27 protein-coding genes are annotated in these 25,573 nt (G+C 66.2%); 16 read left to right on the top strand and 11 right to left on the bottom strand.

Translation table 11 applies throughout. The features are described from left to right. Nucleotides 1-8: 8 nt before the first annotated feature. Together BTO20_RS31190 and BTO20_RS31185 are read right to left on the bottom strand one after the other, a co-directional pair. Nucleotides 9-1,067: a magnesium and cobalt transport protein CorA gene (locus BTO20_RS31190; RefSeq protein ID WP_087079714.1), complete on the bottom strand. Its 1,059-nt coding sequence runs from the start codon at nt 1,065-1,067 to the stop codon at nt 9-11. A gap of 248 nt (nt 1,068-1,315) precedes the next feature. Further along, nucleotides 1,316-2,869, bottom strand: coding sequence for a succinic semialdehyde dehydrogenase (locus tag BTO20_RS31185; protein WP_087079713.1), 1,554 nt, complete (start codon nt 2,867-2,869; stop codon nt 1,316-1,318). Between the two features lie 197 nt (nt 2,870-3,066). Here BTO20_RS31185 and BTO20_RS31180 point away from each other — a divergent pair, with 197 nt between their 5' ends. Continuing rightward, the gene (locus tag BTO20_RS31180) at nt 3,067-3,459 is read left to right on the top strand and encodes a VOC family protein (protein WP_087079712.1); all 393 of its coding nucleotides are present in this window, start codon (nt 3,067-3,069) and stop codon (nt 3,457-3,459) included. Here the strand turns inward: BTO20_RS31180 and BTO20_RS31175 are convergent. From BTO20_RS31175 to BTO20_RS31160, 4 genes are read right to left on the bottom strand one after another with little or no spacing between them, the layout of a single operon-like run. Beyond that, complete coding sequence (locus BTO20_RS31175) at nt 3,396-4,112, bottom strand: helix-turn-helix domain-containing protein (RefSeq protein ID WP_087079711.1); 717 nt, start codon at nt 4,110-4,112, stop codon at nt 3,396-3,398. The two genes, BTO20_RS31180 and BTO20_RS31175, sit on opposite strands and share 64 nt — an antisense overlap. Before the next feature lie 54 nt (nt 4,113-4,166). Further along, nucleotides 4,167-5,711, bottom strand: a complete 1,545-nt coding sequence (fadD17, locus tag BTO20_RS31170; protein ID WP_408632133.1) for a long-chain-fatty-acid--CoA ligase FadD17 — start codon at nt 5,709-5,711, stop codon at nt 4,167-4,169. Between the two features lie 2 nt (nt 5,712-5,713). Continuing rightward, nucleotides 5,714-6,838, bottom strand: a complete 1,125-nt coding sequence (locus BTO20_RS31165; protein ID WP_087079710.1) for an acyl-CoA dehydrogenase family protein — start codon at nt 6,836-6,838, stop codon at nt 5,714-5,716. Between the two features lie 13 nt (nt 6,839-6,851). Then, complete coding sequence (locus BTO20_RS31160) at nt 6,852-8,033, bottom strand: acyl-CoA dehydrogenase family protein (RefSeq protein ID WP_087079709.1); 1,182 nt, start codon at nt 8,031-8,033, stop codon at nt 6,852-6,854. Nucleotides 8,034-8,198: 165 nt separating this feature from the next. Here BTO20_RS31160 and BTO20_RS31155 point away from each other — a divergent pair, with 165 nt between their 5' ends. The 13 genes from BTO20_RS31155 (at nt 8,199) to BTO20_RS31095 (ending at nt 20,569) form a co-directional block, all read left to right on the top strand. Continuing rightward, nucleotides 8,199-8,390 (top strand): ferredoxin, encoded by a 192-nt coding sequence (locus BTO20_RS31155; protein WP_064942352.1) that lies wholly within the window; start codon nt 8,199-8,201, stop codon nt 8,388-8,390. Between the two features lie 14 nt (nt 8,391-8,404). Continuing rightward, a complete protein-coding gene (locus tag BTO20_RS31150; protein ID WP_087079708.1) occupies nt 8,405-9,322 on the top strand; it encodes a 3-oxoacyl-ACP reductase in 918 nt (305 codons plus the stop codon). Between the two features lie 261 nt (nt 9,323-9,583). Then, nucleotides 9,584-10,348 (top strand): MlaE family ABC transporter permease, encoded by a 765-nt coding sequence (locus BTO20_RS31145; RefSeq protein WP_087082935.1) that lies wholly within the window; start codon nt 9,584-9,586, stop codon nt 10,346-10,348. Nucleotides 10,349-10,400: 52 nt separating this feature from the next. After that, nucleotides 10,401-11,243 carry an MlaE family ABC transporter permease gene (locus BTO20_RS31140; protein WP_087079707.1) on the top strand — a complete coding sequence of 281 codons (843 nt, stop codon included), beginning with the start codon at nt 10,401-10,403 and terminating at the stop codon, nt 11,241-11,243. Nucleotides 11,244-11,248: 5 nt separating this feature from the next. Further along, nucleotides 11,249-12,451, top strand: a complete 1,203-nt coding sequence (locus BTO20_RS31135; protein WP_087079706.1) for an MCE family protein — start codon at nt 11,249-11,251, stop codon at nt 12,449-12,451. Next, entirely contained in the window at nt 12,451-13,497 is a 1,047-nt protein-coding gene (locus BTO20_RS31130; protein ID WP_087079705.1) for an MCE family protein, read from the top strand. Before BTO20_RS31135 ends, BTO20_RS31130 begins: the two co-directional genes overlap by 1 nt. After that, on the top strand, nt 13,490-14,548 hold the full coding sequence (locus tag BTO20_RS31125; protein ID WP_087079704.1) for a virulence factor Mce family protein: 1,059 nt from the start codon (nt 13,490-13,492) through the stop codon (nt 14,546-14,548). Before BTO20_RS31130 ends, BTO20_RS31125 begins: the two co-directional genes overlap by 8 nt. Continuing rightward, nucleotides 14,545-15,984 (top strand): MCE family protein, encoded by a 1,440-nt coding sequence (locus tag BTO20_RS31120; RefSeq protein ID WP_087079703.1) that lies wholly within the window; start codon nt 14,545-14,547, stop codon nt 15,982-15,984. The genes BTO20_RS31125 and BTO20_RS31120 overlap by 4 nt, the downstream gene beginning before the upstream one ends. Continuing rightward, nucleotides 15,984-17,177, top strand: coding sequence for an MCE family protein (locus tag BTO20_RS31115; RefSeq protein WP_087082933.1), 1,194 nt, complete (start codon nt 15,984-15,986; stop codon nt 17,175-17,177). Before BTO20_RS31120 ends, BTO20_RS31115 begins: the two co-directional genes overlap by 1 nt. After that, a complete protein-coding gene (locus tag BTO20_RS31110) occupies nt 17,178-18,887 on the top strand; it encodes an MCE family protein (protein WP_087079702.1) in 1,710 nt (569 codons plus the stop codon). Beyond that, a complete protein-coding gene (locus BTO20_RS31105) occupies nt 18,887-19,579 on the top strand; it encodes a mammalian cell entry protein (protein WP_198344124.1) in 693 nt (230 codons plus the stop codon). The genes BTO20_RS31110 and BTO20_RS31105 overlap by 1 nt, the downstream gene beginning before the upstream one ends. After that, nucleotides 19,579-20,061: a mammalian cell entry protein gene (locus BTO20_RS31100; protein WP_087079701.1), complete on the top strand. Its 483-nt coding sequence runs from the start codon at nt 19,579-19,581 to the stop codon at nt 20,059-20,061. Before BTO20_RS31105 ends, BTO20_RS31100 begins: the two co-directional genes overlap by 1 nt. Before the next feature lie 85 nt (nt 20,062-20,146). Further along, nucleotides 20,147-20,569 carry a hypothetical protein gene (locus tag BTO20_RS31095; RefSeq protein WP_087079700.1) on the top strand — a complete coding sequence of 141 codons (423 nt, stop codon included), beginning with the start codon at nt 20,147-20,149 and terminating at the stop codon, nt 20,567-20,569. A gap of 6 nt (nt 20,570-20,575) precedes the next feature. Here BTO20_RS31095 and BTO20_RS31090 read toward each other — a convergent pair whose 3' ends face one another. The 5 genes from BTO20_RS31090 to BTO20_RS31070 form a co-directional block, all read right to left on the bottom strand. Next, nucleotides 20,576-22,045 (bottom strand): alpha,alpha-trehalose-phosphate synthase (UDP-forming), encoded by a 1,470-nt coding sequence (locus BTO20_RS31090; RefSeq protein ID WP_087079699.1) that lies wholly within the window; start codon nt 22,043-22,045, stop codon nt 20,576-20,578. Beyond that, nucleotides 22,046-22,210 carry a hypothetical protein gene (locus BTO20_RS31085; protein WP_087079698.1) on the bottom strand — a complete coding sequence of 55 codons (165 nt, stop codon included), beginning with the start codon at nt 22,208-22,210 and terminating at the stop codon, nt 22,046-22,048. A gap of 47 nt (nt 22,211-22,257) precedes the next feature. Further along, nucleotides 22,258-22,647: an intersectin-EH binding protein Ibp1 gene (locus tag BTO20_RS31080; RefSeq protein ID WP_087079697.1), complete on the bottom strand. Its 390-nt coding sequence runs from the start codon at nt 22,645-22,647 to the stop codon at nt 22,258-22,260. 100 nt (nt 22,648-22,747) lie between these two features. After that, on the bottom strand, nt 22,748-23,059 hold the full coding sequence (locus BTO20_RS31075; RefSeq protein WP_083162549.1) for a hypothetical protein: 312 nt from the start codon (nt 23,057-23,059) through the stop codon (nt 22,748-22,750). A gap of 57 nt (nt 23,060-23,116) precedes the next feature. Next, a complete protein-coding gene (locus BTO20_RS31070) occupies nt 23,117-23,473 on the bottom strand; it encodes an intersectin-EH binding protein Ibp1 (RefSeq protein WP_087079696.1) in 357 nt (118 codons plus the stop codon). Nucleotides 23,474-23,739: 266 nt separating this feature from the next. Between BTO20_RS31070 and BTO20_RS31065 the strand changes: the two genes are divergently transcribed. Both BTO20_RS31065 and BTO20_RS31060 read left to right on the top strand, forming a co-directional pair. After that, nucleotides 23,740-24,651, top strand: a complete 912-nt coding sequence (locus BTO20_RS31065) for an enoyl-CoA hydratase (protein WP_087079695.1) — start codon at nt 23,740-23,742, stop codon at nt 24,649-24,651. Between the two features lie 39 nt (nt 24,652-24,690). Further along, nucleotides 24,691-25,524, top strand: coding sequence for an SDR family oxidoreductase (locus BTO20_RS31060; protein WP_083162546.1), 834 nt, complete (start codon nt 24,691-24,693; stop codon nt 25,522-25,524). The last annotated feature ends 49 nt before the right edge of the window (nt 25,525-25,573 follow it).

Genomic DNA, 25,573 nt, shown 5'->3' with positions numbered 1-25,573 from the left:
AGAGGAACCTAGGGACCGGGTGGTCGGACGCGGTCGGCGGCTGCCCGGTCGACAGCGACGCGACCCGGGGTAGCGCCCGTCGCCCGCTGGTTGTGTCGCATCCACGCCCAGAGCAAGATCAGCGGAACGACCAGCCCGCCGACGCCGAACACGATGAAACTGGGGAAGCCGCTCATATGTTCGGTGAGCCACGCGAAATTCTGCCCGAAGAAGCCGGTGATGAAAGTCAGCGGCAGGAACACCGTGGCCAGGATTGTCAGCTGCTCGATGGTGCTGTTCTGGCGCACGCTCACCTCGGTTTGCTCCACAGAGATGACGGCCATGTTCGCTTGCAGGACCGTGGCCAGGAGCTCCTTCTGGGCGGCCACTTCCTCGCTGATGAGATGCACATGGTCGTGCACATCGCGGAGGTATGGCGCGAGTTCGGGCTCTTCGACATTGCGCTCGACGCGAGTGAGCACCGCGAGCAGCGGATGAACCGCGCGATAGAAGTTGGTGACCTCGCGACGCAGATCGTAGATCTGTTCGGTCGGCGCCACCGCGCCGGAGAACACGGTGCCTTCGACCAGCTCGATGTCGGATTCGAGACCGGCGACGACCGGCCCGTAACCCTTGATCACCTGGTCTAGGATGGCCCACAACACTGAGTTGGGGCCGAGCGCAAGCAATTTCGGATGTTGTTCGAGTCGGGTGCGGGCACCGTGCAGCTCGCTCGCGACACCTTGCCGAACCGTGATGACGAAGCCGGGCCCGACGAAGATGCTGATCTCACCGAAGTCGACCTCGTCCTGATCGTGGTTGTAGCGGGCGGTGCGGAGGATGACGAGCTGCACCCCGGATTCGTATTCTTCGACCTTCGGGCGCAGGTGGAAAGTCTTGGCGTCGTCGACGGCGAGCTCGTGCAGATCGAACGACTCCCGCACCTCGTCGAGCTCCTCACTGCTCGGCTCGAAGAGACCCAGCCAAACAAACCCACCTTGATGGCATTGCTGCGCCGCTTCGTCCAGGGATATCGTCCGGTCGCTTTGCCGGCTACCGTCGAGATAGTGAGCGCAGTCGACAATCACGGGACACCTCCGGCAGGACAAGGGCGAACCTACTGGCTGTATTCAACACCGCCATCGGAATCTACCGCCCGCATATGAGCGCAGATATTGGTGAATTCCGGATGTCCGGACGCGCATAGGATTCCGCGGAGATTGTCTGGCAATTTGCTGGAGACTATCTGGACATCTCCCGCGAGCAGACAGTGCGGTACGCGAAACGCGGCGTGTCGGGGAACCGCAGTGTCTGCTCGCGGGAAAAAAAAAGAGGGTCAGCGTCCGGGCAGCTTCTGCACGGCCTGGATCATGGGCGTCAACGCCTTTTGCCACAAGGTCTGTGAAATGCCCAGCGGCGGATCGAGGTTGAGTACGCGTGCGGTGGAAACCGTTTGTGACTCGGTGTATTTCAGGATGCCGTCGGCGCCGTGGCGGCGACCGATACCGGACGCCTTCATGCCGCCCATCGGTGCCGCGGTGCTGCCGAACGCTAGCGCGTAGCCCTCGTCGACGTTGACCGTGCCGGCCTCCAGCCGAGCTGCGATGGCCTCGCCCTCGGACTTCGACGCGGCCCAGACACTGGCGTTCAGGCCGTATTCGGTGTCGTTGGCCTTGGCGATCGCCTGCTCGACGGAATCCACCGGATAGATGGACACGAGGGGCCCGAACGTTTCGTTGCGGCCGCACTCCATCTCATCGGTCACGTCGGTCAGCACGGTCGGCTCGAAGAACAGCGGGCCGATGTCCGGGCGGGCATTGCCACCGGCGATCACCTTGGCGCCCTTGACTTTCGCGTCGTCCACGTGGCCGGAGACGGTCTTGACCTGATCCTCGGAGATCAGGCTGCCCATGTCGGCGGTGAAGTCGTAAGCGCTGGAGAGCTTCATGTTCCGCACCCGCTCGCCGAACTTGGCGGTGAACTCCTCGGCGACGTCCCGTTCGACGTAGATCCGCTCGATGGAGATGCACAACTGCCCGGCGTTCGAGAAGCACGCGCGGGTGGCGGCTTTGGCGACCACGTCCAGGTCCGCGCCCTTGGTGACGATCATCGGGTTCTTGCCACCGAGTTCCGCGGAGAAGCCGATCAGTCGACGTCCGCACTGTTCGGCCAGTGAGCGTCCGGTGGCCGTGGAGCCGGTGAACATCAGGTAGTCGCAGTTCTCCACGATCGCGGTGCCCACCACCGAGCCGGGCCCGGGAACGACCGCGAACAGGTCGCGCGGCAACCCGGCCTGGTACAGCAGTTCGGCATTGGCCAGGGTGCAGAAGGGGGTTTGGCTGTCGGGCTTGACGACGACGGCGTTGCCGGCCAGCAGTGCCGGGATGGAATCCGAAATCGACAGCGCCATCGGGTAGTTCCAGGGGGAGATCACGCCGATCACGCCCTTGGGGTGGTGGTTGACCACGGTCTTGACGAAGCCGGGCAGCAGGCCCTGGACACGCTTGGGGGAGAGCAGTTTGGCGGCCTCGCGGGCGTAGTAGCGCGAGTTGAGAATCATGTCGACGATCTCTTCCTGCGCGGCCGACCGGGCCTTACCGGTCTCTGCTTGGGCCACGTCCATCAGGAAGTCGCGGTTCTGCGCCACCAACTCGCCGAATCGCTCGATGATCGAGCACCGTTCCTTGACCGGACGCCTCGCCCAGTTCACCTGTGCGGCACGGGCTTTGGAGAACACAGCGGTGACATCCTCGGCGGTGCCGACCGGAATGGTGGTCAGCTCCCTGCCGGTGAAGACCTCCTCGATCGACTTCGACTGACGCGCGTCGGCATCGGCGATCGCGACGAGTTTGCGGAGCCGGGCGAAGTCGGCGGCGGATGGAGCGGGCATGGAGGACCCTCCCTACTGGCGAGTAACTAGCGTATTAGGCCCAACCTACCCGGTACCCGAGGTCCGACCAACCCTCCCGGGAGCCGAGAAAACCGTGAAACTTCGTCCGCGGCCGACTAGACCTGCGGGACCGGGTCGGTTCAACGCTGTCCGATCTGTTCACGACGGCGCCACCAGAGCTGTCCTAACCTGCGGATATGCCTGTTCTCACGTCGACAGTCGTCGAAATCGTCGCCAAAGACCTGCACCGCTCGCTGGAGTTTTATCGGCTGCTCGGCCTGGAGGTCCCCGAACCCCGCGGACCGCACGTCGAGGTGGCCCTGCCCGGCGGCAACAAGCTGGCCTTCGACACCGAGGAGGTGATTGCCGGCATGCACCCCGGGTGGGCACCGCCCACCTCGGCCGGTCGGGTCGCGATCGCGTTCGGTCTGGCCGCGCCCGCAGAGGTCGACGAGCTCTATGAACGGCTCACCGCCGCGGGGCACCAGGGGACACTCAAACCGTTCGACGCGCCGTGGGGCCAGCGCTACGCGACCGTCGAAGACCCGGACGGCACCTCGGTGGACCTGTTCGCGGCGCTGCCGAGCTGACGAAGGGACACCCCGGCCAGCGACCGTACCTCGCGGTGCAGATGGGGTTGATCGGCGTAGCCGGCCTGAGCTGCGACGACAGCGGGCGCGAGACCCGACTGCAGGAGCCGCACGGCCCGCCGGAAGCGCAGGATGCGTCGCAGCTGCGCCGGGCCGTAGCCGTACACCGCCGAGCAGTGCCGCTGCAGGCTCCGGCTGGACCAGCCTGTGGCACGGGCCGTTTCGGTGACAGTGGCGCCGTCGGCCAGCCGTCGGGTGATCCGGTGCAGCACCGGCAGCGACCACGGTGCGGTCTCGGCGCGCGGGGATGCGGTGACGAGCGTGCGGGCCAGACCGTCGAGGGTGGCGTCATGGCGAACGCTGCGCAGCTCACGCAAAGCGGTTCGGGTGTCACGAAGCTCGACCGCCGGAACACCAAGTAGTCGCGGTAGGACACCTGGACGAAATCGCAAGCCCTGCACCGATTCCTGGCTGCCGCAAGCCGTGAACGCCATGGTGTCCGGACCGGCCACCACGATGTCGTCATCGAGTCGGATCAGGTCCATGCAACCGTCGGGCAGCACGCGGCTGGGCGCCGCCGGACCGGTGCGCAACCACCGGCACTCGATCAGGTCATCCAGCCCGCGCGGAGGTGGCAGTTCGCGGTAGCCCACGAGCCCGACGTTACCGGGTGGCACCCGCAGTTGACTCAGCGTTGACGGCGTGCGCTACTCGTACTTTTGGGCCCTGCATGCAGAGTCAATGCGGAACACCGGATCGGCGCAATCGGTGCCCTGCGCGGACAGCTGCCGCTTGATCACCTTGAACGTCTCGGTGCGCGGTAGTTCGGTGGCGACGCGAACGTAGGAAGGCCATTGTTTGGGCCCGAGATCGGACTGATCGGCCAGAAACGACCGGAACGCGGCGGGATCGAACACCGTGCCCGGCCGCAGCACCAGTGCGGCCATCACCTGATCACCGACCGCGGGATCCGGGATCGGATACACCGCCGCCTCGACGATCTCGGGGTAGCGCAACAGGATTCGCTCGATCGGCGCGGTGCCGAGATTCTCGCCGTCGACCCGCATCCAGTCGCCGAGCCGCCCGGCGAAATACGCGTAGCCGTTCTCGTCGCGGTAGGCCAGGTCGCCGGTGTGATAGACACCGCCGGCCATGCGCTGCGCCTCGGCGTCGGGATCGTTGTAGTAGCCGCGGAACCAGCCCCGCCCCGTCGGGTTGACGAGCTCGCCGACGACGCCCGGCGGGCAGGCCTTCCCGGTGTCGACATCGACGATCGCCACCTCGTCGGTGAGCGGGCCCAGGGATCCCTCGGGGGTGTCGGGCGTGCGGGCGATCGCCACACCACCTTCGGTGGAGCCGAACCCGTCGACCACGACCACGCCGAACCTCTTGGCGAACCGGTCGAGATCCCGCGGCGCGCCCTCGTTGCCGTACAGGATCTTCAGGGGATTGTCGGCATCGTCGGGGCGGGCCTCGGTGGCCAGGATGTAGGACAGCGGTTTGCCGACGTAGTTGGCGTAGGTGGCGCCGTAGCGTCGCACGTCACATAGGAAACCCGACGCGGAGAACTTGCGGCGCAACGCGATTGACGCGCCGGCCGCGGCTGCGACCGCCCAGCCGGCCATGATCGCATTGGAGTGGAACAGCGGCATCGACAGGTACGCGGTATCGGCCGGGCCGAGCCCGAAGCGGTCGGCGAGCATCCGGCCGGGAAACGCGACCTTGTCGTGGGTGATCCGGACGGCCTTGGGTTCGCCGCTGGTGCCCGACGTGAAGATCAGCATGAACAGGTCATCGGCGGACAGGTCCCCGAACGTCACGGGGGCGCCCGCGTGCGAACCGAGTTCGATTGCCCAGGATGGTGATCCGACGTCGATGTGGTCGACGCCGGGCGGAACCGTGTCGGGGTTGTCGGTCAGCACCAGTTGGCAGTCGGCCCGCGCGATGTCGCGAGCCAGTGCCTCGCCGCGCCGGGTGGGGTTGAGCCCCACCGGAACCAGCCCGGTCAGCCCGGCGGCCACCAGCAGGCTGGAGAAAAACGGGGTGTTGCCCAGCAACACGCCGACATGCGGTGGCTTGGGCGGATTTTGGCCGGCACCTCGAATATGTAGCCGGGCCCACAACGCCGCTGCGAGTTGCGCTCCGGCCGTGATGTGATCGGCCCAGCTGACGAAGGTGTCGTCCGCGTAGATGCCGCGGTCGGTCACCTTCGCCAGCGGGGCCAACAGTTCCGTGACGGTCGGACTCGGCACAATCAAGCTGGCGTGTCTGCCAATTCGCGGCCGATCCGCAGCAGCTGGCCGGTCGCCCCACCGAGCCCGAACTCGGTCTGCTTGGCGGCCAAGAAGTAGCGATGCACCGGATGGTCCATGTCGATGCCGACACCGCCGTGCACGTGCACCGTGGTGTGCGCGACCCGGTGCCCGGCCTCGGCGGCCCAGAACGCGGCACTGGCGACGTCGATGTCGGCGGGAAGGTCCTCCGACAGTCGCCAGGCAGCCTGGGTCAGCGTCAGCCGCAGCCCCTTGACGTCGATGTAGCCGTCGGCCAGCCGCGACGAGACGGCCTGGAAACTGCCGATCGGCCGGTCGAACTGTTCACGCTCGCGGGCGTACTCGGAGGTGAGCTCGAGTGCGCGTTCCAGCACACCGAGCTGATAGGCGGTCCGCCCCAGGTCGGCGTGGATGGTCAGCCAGTCCACCACGTCGGCCCCGCCGATGAGGCGTCCGGCACCGACCTCGGTGCCCTGCAACTCCAGCAACCCGACACTGCCGCGCGCGGTGGTGTCCAGCGTCGTCACCGTCACCCCGGGATCATCAGCGGCGACCAGGAGAACGCTGAGGGATTCTTGTCCTCCTCGCGTGCGGGTTCCCGAGCCCGTTTCGGCCGGAACCAAAAACGCGTCGGCCACCGGTCCGAAGGCGACGAGGGTGCGGGTACCGGTCAGCCGGTATCCGTCACCGGCGGACTGGGCCTGCACCGGGCCCTGGCCCATCTCGCCGTCGAGCGCGACCGTCAAGATCTTGCCGCCCGCCACCGCGGGCGTCGCCCACTGGGCCGCTAGCTCGTCGGAGCCGAACGCGGCGAGCGCACCGGCGGCCAGCACCACCGACTCCAGGTACGGCACCGCGGCCAGCCGGCGACCCAGCGCGGTAAGCACCGCGGTCTGCTCGAGCACGCCGAATCCGCCGCCGCCCAATGACTCTGGGGCAGCGGCCGAGAGCACGTCGGCCTCGATCAGCTTGGCCCACAGGTCGCGGTCGAAGCGTTGCGGCAGTCCGTCGAGCTCACGCTGATGTTCGGGCGTGCACACCGATTCGGTGATGGTGCGCACCAGGCCACCCAGGTCGTCGGCGGCTTCTGTGGTCTTGAAGTCCATTGCTGTGGTGTCCTTACCGGTTCACTCGGGGCAGGCCGAGGGCAACCATGCCGATGATGTCACGCTGAATCTCGTTGGTGCCGCCGCCGAAGGTCAGAATCAACGCCGAGCGGTGGAAGCGTTCGATGCGGCCGCGCAGCAGCGCGCCGTGGCTGTCGGCGCGCAACGTCGCCGATGTGCCGAGCACCTCCATGAGCAGCCGGTAGGCCTCGGTGGCCAGCTCGGTGCCGTACACCTTGGCCGCCGATGCGTCGGCCGGGGACGGCGCGGCGTCCTGCGCGGAGGCCAGCTCCCAGTTGATCAGCTTGAGCACCTCGGCCTTGGCGTGCACCCGGGCCAGGTTGAGCTGCACCCACTCCGAGTCGATCAGTCTCTTGCCGTGCACATCCTTGGTGTTCTGCGCCCACTCGCGGACTCCGTTGAGCGCGACGTAGATGGGCTGGGCGGAGACCAGCGCGACACGTTCGTGGTTGAGCTGGTTGGTGACCAGCTTCCAGCCGGCGTTCTCCTCGCCGACCAGGTTGGTCACCGGGATACGCACGTCCTGGTAATAGGTGGCGCTGGTGTCGACACCGGACATGGTGTGCACGGGTGTCCACGAGAAGCCCTCGGCCGTGGTGGGCATGATCAACATGGAAATCCCGCGATGCTTCTTCGCCTCGGGGTTGGTGCGTACCGCCAGCCACACATAGTCGGCATAGGCGATCAGGCTGGTCCACATCTTCTGGCCGTTGACGACATAGTCGTCGCCGTCACGGACCGCGGTGGTGCGCAGCGCGGCCAGGTCGGTGCCGGCACCCGGCTCGGAGTAGCCGATCGAGAAGTGCAGCTCACCCGCGGCGATCTTGGGCAGGAAGAACTTCTTCTGCTCGTCGGTGCCGAAATGCATGATCGTCGGCGCGACGCTGTTGATGGTCAGGAACGGCACCGGGGCGCCGGCGATCGCCGCCTCGTCGGTGAAGATCAGCCCGTCCATCGGCGGGCGGGCCTGACCGCCGAACTCCTTGGGCCAGCTCAGGGTCAGCCAACCGTCCTTGCCCATCTGAGCCACGGTCTCGCGGTAGACGTTGCCGCGTCCCATCTCGCCCTCTGAGGAGTTGAGCGCCTCAAGCCGCTCGGGCGTCATCAGCTGGGAGAAGTACGCGCGCAGTTCGCGGCGCAGCTCCTCCTGCTCCGGGGTGTAACCGATCCGCATCCGCTTGCATCCTCACTGCTTGATGGACCTGACTTCTCACCCGGTTGTAACACGTTCTAGTCTTGGGGTCCAGGCCGGTGCTGGACTGGCATCGGCCGGACCGGGTCGTATTCTGTGGCTGCGTGCCGGCAGCCCGGTGCGCACACACGTCTTGAGGAGGTCGTGATGCGAGTTGAAGTTGACCGTGATCGGTGTGAAGGCAACGCGGTGTGCGTGGGAATTGCCCCCGACCTGTTCGATCTCGACGACGAGGACTACGCCGTGGTGAAGGCCGATCCAGTGCCTGCCGACCAGGAGGACCTGGCCGAGCAATCCATCGCGGAATGCCCCCGCGCCGCCCTGCTCCGTAAAGACTAGAGGTATTCATAAATATGACCACCAATGCTGATATCGACCTGTCCGGAAAAGTTGCGGTCGTGACCGGCGCGGCCGCCGGGCTCGGCCGGGCCGAAGCCATCGGGCTGGCCCAGGCCGGAGCCACCGTGGTGGTCAACGACATGGCTGCGGCGCTCGACGCTTCGGACGTGTTCGACGAGATCGCCGCGGCGGGTTCGAAGGGCGTGGCCGTCGCCGGTGACATCAGCCAGCGTTCGACGGCCGACGAGCTCGTGCGGACCGCAGACGAGCTGGGTGGGCTGGGCATCGTCGTCAACAACGCGGGCATCACCCGCGACCGGATCCTCTTCAACATGACCGACGAGGAATGGGACGCGGTCATAGCCGTCCACCTGCGCGGCCACTTCCTGCTGACCCGCAACGCGGCCACCTACTGGCGTGCGAAGGCAAAGGAGGGTGATGGCACCGTCTACGGCCGTATCGTCAACACCTCGTCGGAGGCCGGCCTTTCCGGACCCGTCGGTCAGCCCAATTACGGCGCCGCAAAAGCCGGCATCACCGCCTTGACCCTCTCAGCGGCGAGGGCCCTGGAGCGCTTCGGGGTGCGGGCCAACGCCATCGCGCCGCGCGCCCGCACGGCCATGACCGCAGAGGTGTTCGGTGACGCGCCCGAGCTTGCTGACGGTTCGGTCGATCCGCTGTCCACCGACCATGTGGTGACCTTGGTGCGGTTTCTCAGCTCACCGGCAGCCGAAGCCGTCAACGGCCAGCTCTTCATCGTTTATGGTCCAACTGTCACCTTGGTCGCGGCTCCGACGGCGGAACAGCGGTTCACCGCGAATACCGACGCATGGGCGCCGGAAGACCTCAGCGTGACGCTTCGCGATTACTTTGCTGATCGTGACCCTGAGCGTGGATTTTCGGCCACCGCGCTGATGACGGAACGAGACTGACCGTCTCGGTTGTCATGTTTCAGCGCCGGGTAGAACACGTTCTAGAAAGGTGTCATCGTTACGTGTTGTGATCAGCAAAAACGCGTGAATATTGACTGTTTTTGCCGTTCTTTGACACTGCGAACGTGTTCTAGTTAATATGAGCCGGCTCACTAAGAGCGACGTAAGAACATGGGGTGGGAGCGCCGCCGGGAGCGACGGCCTAGGGTCTTTCGCCATGGAGCCCAACACCTACCCCGACCGCCGAGAATGGAGCCGAGGTTGATCGAACAGCTTGCGGTTCCGGCCCGGGCCGTGGGCGGGTTCGTCGAAATGTCGCTGGACACTTTCGCCAAGATCTTCCGCCGCCCGTTTCAGCTCAAGGAATTCCTCGACCAGACCTGGATGATCGCCCGCGTCTCGCTGCTGCCGACGCTGCTGGTCGCCATCCCGTTCACCGTGCTGGTGGCGTTCACGCTCAACATCCTGCTGCGCGAGATCGGCGCCGCCGACCTGTCCGGGGCGGGCACGGCGTTCGGCACGATCACCCAGCTGGGTCCCGTCGTGACCGTGCTCGTCGTCGCGGGTGCCGGTGCCACGGCCATCTGCGCCGACCTGGGCGCCCGGACCATCCGCGAGGAGATCGACGCGATGCGGGTGCTGGGCATCGACCCGATCCAGCGCCTGGTGGTGCCCCGCGTGCTGGCATCGACGTTCGTGGCCCTGCTGCTCAACGGCCTGGTGTGCGCCATCGGCCTGGCCGGGGGTTACGTCTTCTCAGTCTTCCTGCAGGGCGTCAACCCGGGGGCTTTCATCAACGGCCTGACAGTGCTGACCGGCCTGGGCGAGTTGGTGCTCGCCGAGATCAAGGCCCTGTTGTTCGGTGTGGTCGCCGGCCTGGTCGGCTGCTACCGCGGCTTGACGGTCAAGGGCGGGCCGAAGGGTGTCGGCAACGCCGTCAACGAAACCGTGGTCTATGCGTTCATCTGCTTGTTCGTCATCAACGTGATCATGACGGCCATCGGCGTCCGGGTGCTCGTCCGATGACCGGCATGATTGTTGCGTGCGAAACGACCGGGGGATCGGAGAAGGCGAAGGTATGAGCTACGACGCCACACTTCGTTTCCGCAGGCTGTTCCGCGGTGTGCCGCGGGCCGTCGACAACGTCGGAGAACAGGCGCTGTTCTACGGCGAGACCATGCGCTACATCCCCAACGCCATCACCCGCTACCGCAAGGAGACCATCCGCCTGGTCGCCGAGATGACGATGGGCGCGGGCGCGCTCGTCATGATCGGCGGCACGGTCGGAGTCGCGGCCTTCCTGACATTGGCCTCCGGTGGCGTCATCGCCGTCCAGGGCTACTCGTCACTCGGCAACATCGGTATCGAGGCGCTGACGGGCTTCCTGTCGGCCTTCCTCAACGTGCGCATCGTCGCACCCGTCATCGCCGGAATCGCGCTGGCCGCAACCATCGGCGCAGGCGCCACCGCCCAGCTGGGCGCGATGCGGGTGGCCGAGGAGATCGACGCCGTCGAGTCGATGGCTGTGCACGCGGTGTCCTACCTGGTGTCGACGCGGCTGATGGCCGGGCTCATCGCGATCGTGCCGTTGTACTCGTTGTCGGTGCTCGCCGCCTTCTTCGCAGCGAGGTTCACCACGGTGTTCATCAACGGGCAGTCCGCGGGTCTGTACGACCACTACTTCAATACCTTCTTGATCCCGAGCGACCTGTTGTGGTCGTTCCTGCAGGCCATCGTGATGGCCATCGCCGTCATGCTCGTGCACACCTATTACGGCTTCAACGCCTCCGGCGGCCCGGTCGGCGTGGGTATCGCGGTCGGTCAGGCCGTGCGTACCTCGCTGATCGTCGTCGTCACCATCACCCTGTTCATCTCCCTGGCCGTCTACGGCGCGTCCGGCAACTTCAACCTCTCCGGGTAGGCCCGATGTCTGACGGAAACGCGAAGAAGAGCCATGTCAGGATCGCCGCGGCGATCCTGGCGGCGATCGTGGCCGTGGCCGTGGTCTTCACCTACCTCTCCTATACGGCCGCGTTCACCAGCACCGACACCGTGACGGTCACCGCGCCGCGGGCCGGCCTGGTGATGGAGCAGGACGCCAAGGTCAAGTACCGCGGCATCCAGGTCGGTCAGGTCAAGAACATCGAGTACGCCGGCCACGAGGCCAAGCTGACGTTGTCGATCAAGAGCGACGAGATGCGCTACATCCCGTCGAACGCCGGGGTGCGGATCGCGGGCAACACCATCTTCGGCGCCAAATCGGTCGAGTTCCTGACGCCGGACAACCCGGACAGGAAGTCGCTGCGGCCGGGCACCAACGTCGCCGCCAAGGACGTGCAGCTGGAGGTCAACACGCTCTTCCAGACCCTGTCGGACGTGCTGAACAAGATCGACCCGGTCAACCTGAACGCGACCGTGAGTGCGCTGGGGGAGGGCCTGCGCGGCCACGGTGATGACCTGGGCGCCGCGATCACGGGGCTGAATCAGTATCTGCAGCAATTCAACCCGAAGTTGCCGACGCTGCAGGACGACTTCGCCAAGGCCGCCGTCGTGGCCAACATCTACGGTGACGCCGGCCCCGACCTGGCCAAGGTCATCGACAACGTGCCCGCGCTCAACAAGACCATCATCGACGAGAAGGACGACCTGAACGCGACGCTGCTCGCCGCGATCGGGCTGGCCAACAACGGAACCGCGACCCTGGCTCCGGCCGCCGACAACTACATCGCCGCCATCCAGCGACTGCGGGCCCCACTGAAGGTGGCCAGCGACTACTCACCCGAATTCGGCTGCATCCTCAAGGGAACCAGGGTCGCGACCGAACGCTTCGCCCCGATCATCGGCGGTATCCGGCCCGGCCTGTTCGTGTCGTCGAACTTCCTGCCCGGCTCGCCGGCCTACACCTACCCGGAAAGCCTGCCCATCGTGAACGCATCCGGCGGTCCGAACTGCCGCGGTTTGCCCGACATTCCGAGTAAGCAGTTCGGTGGCAGCTGGTACCACTCGCCGTTCCTTGTCACCGACAACGCCTACGTGCCGTTCCAACCGAACACCGAAGTGCAGTTCGACGCTCCGTCGACCCTGCAGTTCCTGTTCAACGGTGCGTTCGCGGAAAAGGACAGATTCTGATGGCGTCAAGCACGCATCACGACCGAACCATGCTCAAGGTCGCCATCTTCGCCATCGCCATGCTGCTGGTGGCGGCCATGCTGGTCGTCGTGTTCGGCCAGTTCCGGTTCTCGTCGAATCACAGCTATCACGCCACGTTCACCGAGGCGTCCCGGCTGAAGGCGGGCCAGGACGTGCGGATCGCGGGCGTGGCCGTCGGCACCGTCAACAAGGTCAAGCTCAACCCGGACAACACCGTCGACGTCGCCTTCGACGTGAACAAGCGCTACCAGCTCTACACCTCCAGCCGTGCGCTGGTCCGGTATCAGAACCTGGTCGGCGACCGGTACATGGAAATCGCCGCAGGCCCGGGTGAGCTGCGCAAACTGCCGCCCGGCGGCACCATCGCCATCCAGAACACCCAGCCCGCGCTGGACCTCGACGCGCTTCTCGGTGGGTTGCGTCCGGTGCTCAAGGGGCTGGACGGCGCCAAGGTCAACGAGATCTCCAACGCGGTGATCGAGCTGCTGCAGGGCCAGGGCGGCGCCATCTCGAACCTGCTGACCAGCACCGGTGCCTTCACTCAGAACCTCGCGGCGCGCGATCAGCTCATCGGCGACGTGATCACCAACCTCAACACCGTGTTGGGCACCGTCGACGAGAAGGGCGCCAAGTTCGACGCCAGCGTCGACGAATTGCAGAAACTCATCACCGGGCTGGCTCAGGGGCGGGACCCGATCGCCGGTGCCATCGGCCCGTTGGCGTCGGCCGAGAACGATCTGACGTCGATGCTGCAGCAGTCGCGCAGGCCTCTGCAGGCGGTCATCGAGAATGCGCGTCCGTTCGCGCAACGTCTCGACGAACGCAAGGCCGACGTGAACAAGGTGATCGAGCCGCTCGCCGAGAACTATTTGAGGCTCAACGCCCTGGGGGCCTACGGTGCGTTCTTCAACATCTACTACTGCTCGATCCGGATGAAGATCAACGGCCCCGCCGGCAGTGACCTCCTGATCCCGTTCGGCGGTCCGCCGGACCCGTCCAAGGGAAGGTGCTCGGACAATGGCTAGGCGCGGCAGTGACAATGCGCTGCGGACCGGAATCTTCGGCATCGTCCTGGTGACCTGCGTGGTGCTGGTGTCGTTCGGCTACAGCAGCCTGCCCTTCATGCCGCAGGGCAAGGTGTACGACGCGTACTTCAGCGACGCCGGCGGCATCAGTCCCGGCAACGACGTGAGCGTGTCCGGCATCAGGGTCGGCAAGGTGACCGGCGTGGCGTTGGCCGGTGACGCCGCCAAGGTCAGCTTCACCGTCAACCGCGACATCAAGGTCGGCGATCAATCGCTGGTGGCGATCAAGACCGACACCGTGCTGGGTCAGAAGTCGCTTGCGGTGACGCCCAAGGGCTCGGGCACCTCGACAGTCATTCCGTTGGGCCGCACCACGACTCCGTACACCCTCAACACGGCGCTGCAGGATCTCGGGCGCAATGTCGGCGAGCTCGACAAGCCCCGCTTCGAAGAGGCTCTGCAGACGTTGACCGACACCCTGCGAGATGCCACGCCGCAGCTGCGCGGTGCGCTGGACGGGGTGGCCAATCTGTCGCGCAGCATCAACAAGCGCGACGAGGCGCTCGAACAGCTGCTGATGCACGCCAAACGGGTATCGGATCTGCTGGCCCAGCGCGCCGGACAGGTCAACCAGCTCGTCACCGACGGCAACCAGCTGTTCGCTGCCCTCGATGAGCGCCGCCAGGCACTGAGCAACCTCATCGGTGGCATCCGCGGTGTGTCCGAACAGCTCTCGGGATTCGTCGCGGACAACCGACGTGAGTTCAAGCCGGCGCTGGAAAAGCTGAACCTGGTGATGGACAACCTGCTGGAGCGCAAGGAACACATCGGCGAGGCACTCAAGCGCCTGCCGCCGTACGCCACCACACTCGCCGAGGTCGTCGGCAATGGGCCGGGCTTCAACATCAACCTGTACGGTTTGCCGCCTGCCGCGATATCCGAGGTGCTGCTCGATACCTACTTCCAGCCCGGCAAGCTGCCTGACAGCCTTGCCGACATGCTGCGCGGCTACATTTCGGAGCGGACGATCGTGAGGCCGAAGTCGCCATGACGCAAGACAATTCGGTGTCCAAGCGCAGCCGCTGGCTGCGGACGGGGCTGGCCGCGGCGCTGCTGATCATGTTGGCGGTTGGCGTCTATCAGGTGTGGCCGTCGCGGGTCGGGAACAAGCTGACCGCCTACTTCACCAACGCGGTCGGGCTCTACCCCGGCGACGAAGTACGGGTGGTCGGTGTCCCGGTCGGCCGGATCGACTCGATCGAACCGCGGCCGACCGACGTCAAGGTCAACATGACGCTCGATCGCGGCGTCAAGGTGCCCGCCGATGCCAAGGCGCTGATCATCGCTCCGAACCTGGTGTCCGCCAGGTTCATCCAGCTGACTCCCGCCTACACCAAGGGCGACGAGATGGCCAGCGGGGCTTCGATCGGCCTGGACCGCACCGGGGTTCCGGTGGAATGGGACGAGGTCAAGGAGCAGCTGACCCAGCTGAGCACTCAGCTCGGCCCGCAGCAGGGCTCGGTGCAGGGACCGCTGGCACAGTTCGTCAATCAAGCCGCCGACACGTTCGACGGCAACGGTGACTCATTCCGCAACGCGCTGCGTGAGCTGTCGCAAACCGCTGGGCGGCTGGGTGATTCGCGCACCGACCTGTTCGGCACCATCAAGAATCTGCAGATTCTCATCGATGCGCTGTCCAACAGCAACGAGCAGATCGTGCAGTTCACCAACCATGTGTCGTCGGTCTCGCAGGTGCTGGCGCAGAGCTCCAGCGGCCTGGACACCACGCTGGCCACGCTGAACCAGGCGCTCGGCGACGTCCGCGGCCTGCTGCACGACAGCAACGACGCGCTGATCGGGCAGGTCAGCAAGCTGGCCGATTTCACCCAGATCCTCACCGATCACAGCGACGACATCGAGCAGATCCTGCACGTGACGCCCAACGGCCTGGCCAACTTCTACAACATCTACAACCCGGCCCAGGGCACTGTCGGCGGTCTGCTGTCGCTGCCGAACTTCGCCAACCCGGTGCAGTTCATCTGTGGTGGCACGTTCGACGTCGGTGCGAACCCGGACAACTACAAGCGCGCGGAGATCTGCAGGCAGCGCATGGGTCCGGTGCTCAAGCGCATCACGATGAACTACCCGCCTGTGCTGTTCCACCCGATCAACAGCATCACCGCCTACAAGGGGCAGATCATCTACGACACCCCGCAGACCGAGGCCAAGTCGGAGACACCGGTGCCATATCTGCAGTGGCAGAACGCGCCCGGTGTGACGCCGCCGCAGGTGCCCGCGGACGCATCGCTGAGTTCGTTGATGGTGCCCCCGGCGCCGGCCGCGGCCCCGAGCACATCGCATGCCGGTGGTCCCGAGGCTGCCGCACCACCGGGACCCGCTCTGGCTGAGCAGGCACCGGCTGAGCAGGCACCGGCAGAACAGGCGCCGGTGGCGCCGGCGCCCGCCGAACCGGGAGCCGGCGGATGATGCGGGGTAAAGCGTTGGGACGTAAGGCCTCCCGCGTGAGCAGCCGGACCGTGGCGATCGGCTGCGGTACGGTTCTGCTGGCGGGTTGCCAGTTCGGCGGGCTCAACTCGCTCAACATGCCGGGCACCGCCGGGCACGGGCCGGGGTCGTTCACCGTCACCGTCGAGCTGCCCGATGTGGCCACGTTGCCGCAGAACTCGCCGGTGATGGTCGACGACGTGACCGTGGGCAGCGTGTCCGGTGTTGACGCGATGCAACGCCCGGACGGCTCGTTCTACGCCGCGGTCCAGTTGTCGCTCGACGGCAACGTCAACCTGCCGGCCAACGCCACCGCCAAGGTCGCGCAGACCTCGCTGCTGGGATCGCAGCATGTCGAGCTTTCGGCGCCGGTCAGTGAGCCCGGCGAGGGGCAGCTGCGCCAGGGCGCCAACATCCCGTTGAAGCAGACCGGTCGCTACCCGACCACCGAGGAAGTGCTCTCCTCGCTGGGCATGGTGGTGAACAAGGGCAACCTCGGTGCGCTGCAAGACATCACCGACGAGGCATACGCGGCCGTCGCAGGCAGAGCGGGCCAGTTCACCGATCTGATCCCGCGACTGGCCGAGCTGACCCAGTCACTCGACCAGCAGACCAACGACATCATCGCGGCGGCCGACGGACTGAACCGCTTCGCCTCGATCCTGGCCCGCAGCAAGGACAACCTGGGCCGCACGCTGGACACCCTGCCCGCCGCCCTCAAGGTACTCAACGACAACCGGTCCAACATCGTCGAGGCGTTCACCGCGTTGCGCAGCTTCGCCGAGGTGGGTGCGCGCATCCTGTCGCAGACCAAGGACGACTTCGCCGCGGACATCAAGGATCTGTATCCGGTGATCAAGTCGTTCAACGACAACGCGGACGACTTCATCAAGGACCTCGAGTTCCTGCCGACCTTCCCGTTCCACTACAAGTACCTGCGCAACGCGGTCCGCGGCGACTACCTCAACGTGTTCGTGACGTTCGACCTGACCTTGCGTCGCTTCGGCGAATCGGTGTTCACCACAGGCGGTTTCGATCCGAACATGAAGCACCTCGACGAGGTGATCAACCCGCCGGACTGGCTGACGGGAGAGATGGCGAACCTCTCGGGGCAGGCCGCCGATCCGTTCAAGATCCCACCGGGAACCGCGACACAGCATGAAGGGAAGCCGTAGATGATTGACCGGCTCACCCGTATGCAGTTAATGATCTTCGGCGTCGTCACCGTGCTGACCGTCGGGGCGATCTCGCTGTTCTACCTGCACCTGCCCGCCGCGGTGGGTATCGGGACATACCACGTGAACGCCAATTTTGTCACCGGCGGCGGCATCTACCAGAACGCCAACGTCACCTACCGCGGCGTCACCGTCGGTCGGGTGGAGTCGGTGGGACTGGCTCCCGACGGTGTGGTCGCGAACCTGCGGCTCAACAGCAACACAGCGATCCCGGACAACGTCATCGCGACGGTCAAGAGCGTCTCGGCGGTCGGCGAGCAGTACATCGATCTGGTGCCGCCGGCCGACCCGTCGGCCAACAAGCTGCGCAACAACGCCAGCATCGACCAGCAGAACACCCGGGTCGGGCAAGACATCGCCGGGCTGTTGTCGACCGCCGACACCCTGGTCAGCAGCGTGAGCAACAGTCGCCTGCAGGATCTGCTGCGGGAGACGTTCAAGGCCTTCAACGGGTCGGGGCCGGAGTTGGCCCGGCTCATCCAGTCCTCGCGGCTGCTGATCGATGAGGCCAACGCCAACTCGGCGCAGACCAACCAGCTCATCGACCAGGCCGGGCCGTTCCTGGAAGCGCAGATGCGCAGTGGCGACAACATCCGCTCGCTCGCCGACGGGCTGGCCCGGTTCACCGGTGAGGTCAACAACGCTGATCCGCAGCTGCGGTCCGTCCTCAAGACCGTGCCGGGCGCAACCGCCGAGGCAAACACAGCCTTCAGTGGTATCCGCCCGACGTTCCCGGTGCTCGCCGCCAATCTGGCCAACTTCGGCCGCATCGGCGTGATCTACAACAAGTCGATCGAACAGGCCCTGGTGATCTTCCCGGCCCTGCTGGCCGCGCTGAACACCGTGGCAGGCGGCGTGCCGTCCGACGAGGGCGGCAAGCTGGACTTCAAGATCGACCTGGGCGATCCGCCGCCGTGCAACACGGGCTTCCTGCCGCCGACCCAGATCCGGTCTCCCGCCGATCTGACGCTGCGGGACCTGCCGACCGACATGTACTGCAAGACTGCTCAGAACGACCCTGCGGTCGTGCGCGGCGCGCGTAACTACCCGTGCCAGGAGTTCCCCGGCAAGCGGGCCCCCACGGTGCAGTTGTGCCGGGACCCCAAGGGCTACATCCCGCTGGGCAGCAACCCGTGGCGCGGGCCGCCCGTGCCGTACGGCACGCCGATCGAGGACGGCCGGAACATCCTGCCGCCCAACAAGTTCCCGAACATTCCACCGCAGGTCGACCCGGATCCTGGCCCACCGGTGGTGCAGCTGCCACCCGGTGTTCAGCCCGGCCCCGGCCCAGCGCCGCACGCGCCGTTCCCGCTGCCGGTGCCGCCGAACAAGCCGGGCCCGCAGCCGCCGCCATGGCCGTACTTCGCGCCGCCGGACCAGGTGGTGCCGCCGTACGGTCGGACTCCACCGGCGCCCGACGCCCCGCCTGCGCCTGAGGCGCCGGCTCCTGACGCGCCGCCTGCACCGCAGGCGCCGCTACCTGCGGAAGCGACACCGCAGGCCAGTGCTGCCAGCTTGGGCACCTACGATCAGCACAGTGGGGTCTTCGCGGACGCCAACGGTGGCACCGGTGTGTATGCGCCCGGCGCCGACAATCTGAAACCCGCGGAAACCTGGGTAGACCTGATGATGGATCCAAGGCAGGCTTGATGACCGAAGAAACGGCCTTGACGCAGGACACGAGGCCGGTGCGACGCAAGGCGTCGCGGGCAGCCGGCCCAGCGGGCGAGGCGGCCACGACGACCACTGAGGTGCGCGTCGAACCGGCCATCGCCCCCGTGCGTGCGAAATCGGCGACGAAGATGAAGCCGCCGCCACGGCGGCGCCCGAACGGGCGGCTGGTTCTGAGCGTCGCCGGGGCGGTGCTGGCAGCCGCGACCGGCGGGGTGGGGGCGCTGACGTACGTGATGTTCGACGAGCAGCGTGCCGCCGAGGCCGAGCAGGCCCGTGATGAGCAGTTCGTCGCCACCGCCACGCAGACCGTGGTGAACATGTTCAGCTACACGCAGGACACCATCGACGAGAGCGTGAACCGCTTCATCGACGGCACCAGCGGACCGTTGCGCGACATGATGAGCCAGGGCAACAACGCCGACAACCTCAAGGCGCTGTTCCGTGACACCAAGGCCAGTTCCGAGACCGTGGTCAGCGGAGCGGCTCTGGAGAAGGTCGACAACATCGCCAACAACGCCTCGGTGCTGGTGTCCGTCCGCGTGACCGTCACCGACCCGGACGGTGTCAACGCGCCGTCGAAGCCGTACCGCATGCGGGTCGTCGTGCACGAGGACGACAACGGTCACATGACGGGATACGACCTCAAGTACCCCGACGGGGGTAACTGATGAACCGCATCGTCGGTCTCGTCGTCGCGTTGCTGGCGGTCGCTTTTGTGGCGCTGTCCGGGGCGGGCGGCGTGCTGTACTGGAACCGCGTCGAGCAGCACGGCGAGCAGCAGGCCCGCGCCGAGTTGCCGGGGTTGGCCGCCAGCCAGGTCCCGTTGATCCTGGGCTTCGACTACCAGACCATCCTGGACAGCCGGATGAAGGCCTACCAGCTGATGACGCCCGCGTTCCGCAGTCAGTACGAGGACGACACCACCAAGAACGTCATCCCGCAGGCACATGACCGGCAGCTGATCAGCCAGGTCAACGTTGTCGGTGCGGGAATGCTTGATGCGCAACGTAATTCAGGATCCGTGCTGGTCTTCATGAACCGCGTGCTCACCGACAAGAGCAAGCAATCGCTGTATGACGGGTCCCGGCTCAAGGTCGACTACCGCAAGGTCGACGGCAAGTGGCTGATCGATGGGATGAAGCCGATCTAGAACATCGGAGATCTCTGATCCGCAGCACCGCCAGGCTGGGCGAGAATTAGCCGAGCGGGCCGGCAGCGGCAGATCGGGGGCATCGATGACCAACTCCTACGGCGAGCGTCCGGGTTCGAATGACCCTGCGCCGCCGGGCTACGTGCCATATCCGGACGCGACGACGGACCCCGTCGACTGGCCCGACCACAGCCGTCGAAACCTGGTGATCCTCGGCGGTGTCGGGGGCTGTGCTCGCCGTGCTCGCAGTCGCGGCGACAATTCCGCACCCAGGGTGGCCCCGGAGACGCCTGTCCCCGGACGTCTCGACGGCATGCCGACGAGCACCATCGAGGCGGTGGTGTCGGTCAGCATTCCCGACCCGACCATCTGCGGCGACGATCTCGTCGTCGTCATCGTCGGTACCAACCCCACGACGTATTTTCTGGGCTCATCGCCCATCGGTGATGTCGGCCGCCGCGATGTGGTGCAGGCCGCGCTGAAGGCGCTGCACGTCGCGGCGCTGTGACGTCGGCTACTGCTCGGTTTGTTCGGTAGCCGAACTGGTGCCCGCCAGCGCGTCGAGGAACGACCGTGCCCAGCGATCGACATCGTGGGCCAGCACCTGACGGCGCAATGCCCGCATCCGTCGCCTGCCCTCATCGGGTGACTGCTGCAGCGCGGCCTCGATGGCGTCCTTGACGCCCTCCAGATCGTGCGGGTTGGTCAGGTACGCCTGCCGCAATTCGGCTGCAGCGCCGGTGAATTCGCTCAGCACCAGGGCGCCGCCCAGGTCGCTGCGGCAGGCCACGTATTCCTTGGCCACCAGGTTCATGCCGTCGCGCAGCGGGGTCACCAGCATGACGTCGGCGGCCACGTAGAACGCGATGAGTTCATCGCGGGGGACCGGCCGGTGTAGGTAGTGCACGATCGGATGGCCGACCTCGCCGTACTCGCCGTTGATGTGGCCGACCTGCCGCTCGATGTCCTCGCGCATGGCGATGTAGCTGTCGACGCGCTCGCGGCTGGGGGTGGCCAGCTGCACCAGCACGGTGTCGTCGTGCTTGACGCGATGCTCGTCGAGCAGCTCCGAGAACGCCCGCAACCGGACGTCGATGCCCTTGGTGTAGTCGAGCCGGTCCACCCCGAGCAGGATCTTGCGGGGGTTGCCCAGCTCGGCGCGGATCTGCCGGGCCCGCTGCCGGACCGAGCGGTCGCGGGCCTTGGCGTCGAGTTCGGCCGAGTCGATGGAGATGGGGAACGCCCCCACCGTGATGTTGCGGAAGCCGTACTGCACCTCGCCGAAGCGTGACCGCACCCCGATCGACGCGCGTGAGGTGTTCGCGCCGACGAGACGACGGGCCAGCACGAGGAAGTTCTGGGCCCCGCCGGGCAGGTGGAAGCCGACCAGGTCGGCACCCAGCAGCCCTTCGACGATCTCGGTCCGCCACGGCATCTGCATGAACAGCTCGACCGGTGGGAAGGGGATGTGCAGGAAGAAGCCGATGGTCAGGTCGGGCCGAAGCATGCGCAGCATCTTCGGCACCAGTTGCAGCTGGTAATCCTGGATCCACACGGTGGCACCGTGCGCGGCGGCCCGGGCGGTGGCCTCGGCGAAGCGCCGGTTCACCTCGACGTAGCTGTCCCACCATTCCCGGTGGTACTCGGGTTTGACGATGAGGTCGTGGTAGAGCGGCCACAGCGTGGCGTTCGAGAACCCCTCGTAGTAGGCCGCCACGTCAGCGGCCGACAGCCGCACCGGGTGGAGCCGCAGATCGTCCTGGACGATCGGTTCTTCGTCGCTGTCCGGTATGCCTGCCCAACCGATCCACGCGCCGCGGCGTTTCCGCAGCAGCGGCTCCAGGGCTGTGACCAGCCCACCTGGGCTGCGCTTCCACCTGGTGGTGCCGTCGGGCAGCCGCTCAAGGTCGATGGGCAGCCGGTTGGCCACCACGACGAAATCGGACTCCCCGGAGGCAGCCGTCAGACCGCCGTCCGGAGCCATTTACGCCTCGATTTTCGACGGCCCAATGCCGAGCATCGAAAGGAACATCCGACATTCGTCGGCATCGGTCGCGTAGGTGGCAACAACCCGTCTGGCCTGGCTGGCGGTGCTATCGGCTAACGGTTCTACATCGTCGATATCGGTGGGATCAGTTTTTGCGGACATACGGCAACTCTAGGCGACCGGGCAGCGACCGGTCGCCACAGCGGCCGTCAGCCGATGGAACCCGTGACGGTCGGGCTGCTGCCGACTGTCGATTCCGGGACCGGCTGCGGGCCCTCTGACTGCTGTTCCTCGGACAGGCCGATGCACTCGCCGGAGTTGGCGCCCGTGCACGGGATCGAGCCGCCGCCACCGGGCACGTCGACCGACGGCAGCGTCGGGTTGTCCGGGGTGGCCGCGATCGGCGAACCGGAGTTGGGCACGGTGTGCGGGACGCACATGCCGGTGTAGAGGTCTTCTTCTTCACCGGCGACGCATGCCACGGCGGGTGCGGACGACGCGGGGAGGGCGGCAACGGCAATTGCCGGGGCAGCGACCGCTGCGACGGCGAACCCGCCGGCCAGGATCAAACGTCGCATCGAGAACGGGAAGGTCGCCATCGTCACGCTTTCTGTAGTTATTCGACTGCTTGTCGGTGGATTCTATGAAAGCTGAGCGCAATCTGCATTGGTTCTGTCTGTTGTCTGGCAGCGTGCCGGGTTACGGACTCGCGCTGATGGTCGTGCGAGGCACCACCTCGGGCCCCGCCGCCTCGGCGTCCTCGGCCAGCCCGATGCACTGACCGGAGTCGCGACCGGTACAGGGCACACCGTCGATTGCCGGGATGTCCGGATTTCCCGGGATGGCTGTGAACGGTGACGTGGTGTTCGGCGCCATGAACGGCGTGCACACGGTCGTGTAGACGTCCTCTTCCTCGCCGGCTGTGCACGATGCGTGCGCAGCGGGAGCGAGCAGCGTCGAACCGGCGATGGCCACCGCGAAACCGGCGGTCAGAGTCAGGCGTGGGATCACACCTGGCAGCTTATGGCTGCTGGACGTTTCCTGGGTGCGGTCTGCGGATCCGCTGTGTCAGCCGATGGAACCGGTGACAGTCGGGCTGCTGCCCACGGTCGACTGCGGAACCGGTTGCGGTCCCTGTGCCTGCTGCTCTTCGGAAAGGCCGATGCACTGACCGGAATTGCCTCCGGTGCAAGGGATCCCGTTGATCTGCGGGAGCTGATCCGGCGCCGAGCTGATCGACGGGGTGTTCGGCGCGATGTCCGACGTGCACATCCCGGTGAAGAGGTCCTCGGACTCGCCGCTGGGGCAGTCCGCGAGCGCAGTGGCGGGCAGGGTGAATGCGGTCAGCGCGGGCGCGCCGACGACTGCCAGCGCGAGTCCTCCCGCCACGATGAACCGGCGTGCTGAAAGCTGGGAAATGGCCATGAGTCATGCTTTCTCTCGAGTGCTGACCAGTTTGCTGACTGCACGGTTGCGATGGTTGCACCATCGTTGGCCACGATGTCGTCTGGTGATGCACAGATTACGCGTAACCGGCGAAATGCGCTGCAGGATCGGGGGTGTCGGCGCGTGCCGGGGTGGCGCCTGTGAGCCCACTGTCAAGTTGCTGTTGGACCGGTGACGGAAGCTTCGCGTGATACACGTAATGTGCAGTTTGTTACGTGCCGGCCCGCTCGACAAGGTGGTTTGCGATGGTCAGTTCCGACGACGGCTCGACGCGCCAGGTCGATTACGAAACTCTGGACGACGGCCGCATCGCGCGGATCTGGCTCAACCGGCCGGCGGCGCAGAACGCCCAGACCCGGACGCTGCTCGTGCAATTGGATGAGGCGTTCGGCCGGGCCGAGGCCGACGACACGGTCCGGGTGGTGATCCTCGCTGCTCGTGGCAAGAACTTCTCGGCCGGCCACGACCTGGGCTCGGAGGAGGCGCTCGCCGAACGCCAACCGGGCCCCGGTCAGCATCCGACGTTCGGTTCCCACGGCGCCACCGCGACGGGTGTCGCGGAGCGGACGTATCTGCAGGAGTGGCACTTCTACTTCGAGAACACCCGGCGCTGGCGCGATCTGCGCAAGATCACCATCGCCCAGGTGCAGGGCAACGCAATCTCGGCCGGGCTGATGCTGATCTGGGCGTGCGATCTGATCGTGGCGGCCGACGACGCCAAGTTCAGCGACGTCGTGGGTGTGCGGATGGGCATGCCCGGTGTCGAATACTATGCCCATCCCTGGGAATTCGGACCCCGTAAAGCCAAAGAGCTCCTGCTGACCGGTGATTCGATCGACGCCGAGGACGCTTACCGGCTCGGCATGGTGTCGAAGATCTTTCCGCGCGACGAACTCGAGGACAAGACACTGGAATTCGCGCGCCGTATCGCCGAGCGGCCGACCATGGCGGCGCTGCTGATCAAGGATTCGGTCAACGCGGCCAGCGACGCGATGGGATTCACCGAAGCGTTGCGGCACGGCTTCCACATCCATGAACTCGGCCACGCGCACTGGGCGGCGGCCAACGAGAACCGGTTCCCGGTGGGTCTGCCGCCCGATGTGCCGGATTGGCGCACATTGGGTGCCCCGAAGCCGGCCCGGCGTGATACACCTTGACGCAATAAGAACGTGTTCCAGTTTTAAGGAGTCGCAGCGGTGCAGCTGTCGTTGGCGGATCGGACGTATCTGGTAACTGGCGGCGGTAGTGGCATCGGCAAAGGTGCCGCCGCCGCGATCGTCGCCTCCGGCGGTAACGCCGTGCTCGTGGGTCGCAACGCTGACAAGCTCAGTGCCGCGGCCGACGAGATCGCCGCACAAGGCCCCGGTTCGGTGCGGTACGAACCCGCCGACGTGACCGACGAGGACGAGGTCAGCCGCGCAGTCGACGCCGCCACCGCCTGGCACGGCCGATTGCACGGCGTCGTGCACAGCGCGGGCGGGTCGGAGACCATCGGGCCCATCACCCAGATCGACTCCGAGCTGTGGCGGCGCACCATCGACCTGAACGTCAACGGCACCATGTACCTGCTCAAACATGCCGGGCGCGAGCTGGTGCGCGGCGGCGGCGGATCGTTCGTCGGGATCTCCTCGATCGCCTCGAGCAACACCCACCGGTGGTTCGGAGCGTACGGCGTGAGCAAGGCCGCGCTCGATCACCTGCTCAAGCTGGCCGCCGACGAGCTCGGGCCATCATGGGTGCGGGTCAACAGCATCCGGCCCGGGCTGACCCGCACCGACATGGTCGGCCCGGTCTTCGAGTTACCGGCCGCCCGCGACGACTACCAGGCCTGCACGCCGTTGCCGAGGTTCGGTGAGGTCGAGGACATCGCGAACCTGGCGGTGTTCCTCCTCAGCGATGCCTCCGGCTGGATCACCGGGCAGGCCATCAACGTCGACGGCGGCCACGGGCTGCGCCGCGGCCCCGACATCTCCGCGATGCTCGAGCCACTCTTCGGAGCCGACGGGTTGCGCGGCGTGGTGCAGTCCTAGCGGCCGACTGGCCAGTTACGTACGTGAATTTCCGAATTTCCGTGTCATA

The sequence above is a fragment of the Mycobacterium dioxanotrophicus genome (genome assembly GCF_002157835.1).
GTDB lineage: Bacteria > Actinomycetota > Actinomycetes > Mycobacteriales > Mycobacteriaceae > Mycobacterium > Mycobacterium dioxanotrophicus.
The sequence above is the reverse complement of the archived record's forward strand: the minus strand, read 5'-3'. Positions and strand labels throughout refer to the sequence as shown.

What these genes read in the sequence shown, in the direction of transcription:
- BTO20_RS31080 (WP_087079697.1), bottom strand. Translation starts at nt 22,647, where the DNA reads ATGGCGACCTTCCCGTTCTCGATGCGACGTTTGATCCTGGCCGGCGGG.
- BTO20_RS31105 (WP_198344124.1), top strand. Translation starts at nt 18,887, where the DNA reads ATGACCGAAGAAACGGCCTTGACGCAGGACACGAGGCCGGTGCGACGC.
- BTO20_RS31095 (WP_087079700.1), top strand. Translation starts at nt 20,147, where the DNA reads ATGACCAACTCCTACGGCGAGCGTCCGGGTTCGAATGACCCTGCGCCG.
- BTO20_RS31185 (WP_087079713.1), bottom strand. Translation starts at nt 2,869, where the DNA reads ATGCCCGCTCCATCCGCCGCCGACTTCGCCCGGCTCCGCAAACTCGTC.
- BTO20_RS31155 (WP_064942352.1), top strand. Translation starts at nt 8,199, where the DNA reads ATGCGAGTTGAAGTTGACCGTGATCGGTGTGAAGGCAACGCGGTGTGC.
- BTO20_RS31140 (WP_087079707.1), top strand. Translation starts at nt 10,401, where the DNA reads ATGAGCTACGACGCCACACTTCGTTTCCGCAGGCTGTTCCGCGGTGTG.
- BTO20_RS31090 (WP_087079699.1), bottom strand. Translation starts at nt 22,045, where the DNA reads ATGGCTCCGGACGGCGGTCTGACGGCTGCCTCCGGGGAGTCCGATTTC.
- BTO20_RS31165 (WP_087079710.1), bottom strand. Translation starts at nt 6,838, where the DNA reads ATGGACTTCAAGACCACAGAAGCCGCCGACGACCTGGGTGGCCTGGTG.
- BTO20_RS31065 (WP_087079695.1), top strand. Translation starts at nt 23,740, where the DNA reads ATGGTCAGTTCCGACGACGGCTCGACGCGCCAGGTCGATTACGAAACT.
- BTO20_RS31130 (WP_087079705.1), top strand. Translation starts at nt 12,451, where the DNA reads ATGGCGTCAAGCACGCATCACGACCGAACCATGCTCAAGGTCGCCATC.
- BTO20_RS31180 (WP_087079712.1), top strand. Translation starts at nt 3,067, where the DNA reads ATGCCTGTTCTCACGTCGACAGTCGTCGAAATCGTCGCCAAAGACCTG.
- BTO20_RS31070 (WP_087079696.1), bottom strand. Translation starts at nt 23,473, where the DNA reads ATGGCCATTTCCCAGCTTTCAGCACGCCGGTTCATCGTGGCGGGAGGA.
- BTO20_RS31160 (WP_087079709.1), bottom strand. Translation starts at nt 8,033, where the DNA reads ATGCGGATCGGTTACACCCCGGAGCAGGAGGAGCTGCGCCGCGAACTG.
- BTO20_RS31085 (WP_087079698.1), bottom strand. Translation starts at nt 22,210, where the DNA reads ATGTCCGCAAAAACTGATCCCACCGATATCGACGATGTAGAACCGTTA.
- BTO20_RS31120 (WP_087079703.1), top strand. Translation starts at nt 14,545, where the DNA reads ATGACGCAAGACAATTCGGTGTCCAAGCGCAGCCGCTGGCTGCGGACG.
- BTO20_RS31100 (WP_087079701.1), top strand. Translation starts at nt 19,579, where the DNA reads ATGAACCGCATCGTCGGTCTCGTCGTCGCGTTGCTGGCGGTCGCTTTT.
- BTO20_RS31115 (WP_087082933.1), top strand. Translation starts at nt 15,984, where the DNA reads ATGCGGGGTAAAGCGTTGGGACGTAAGGCCTCCCGCGTGAGCAGCCGG.
- BTO20_RS31150 (WP_087079708.1), top strand. Translation starts at nt 8,405, where the DNA reads ATGACCACCAATGCTGATATCGACCTGTCCGGAAAAGTTGCGGTCGTG.
- BTO20_RS31110 (WP_087079702.1), top strand. Translation starts at nt 17,178, where the DNA reads ATGATTGACCGGCTCACCCGTATGCAGTTAATGATCTTCGGCGTCGTC.
- BTO20_RS31135 (WP_087079706.1), top strand. Translation starts at nt 11,249, where the DNA reads ATGTCTGACGGAAACGCGAAGAAGAGCCATGTCAGGATCGCCGCGGCG.
- BTO20_RS31125 (WP_087079704.1), top strand. Translation starts at nt 13,490, where the DNA reads ATGGCTAGGCGCGGCAGTGACAATGCGCTGCGGACCGGAATCTTCGGC.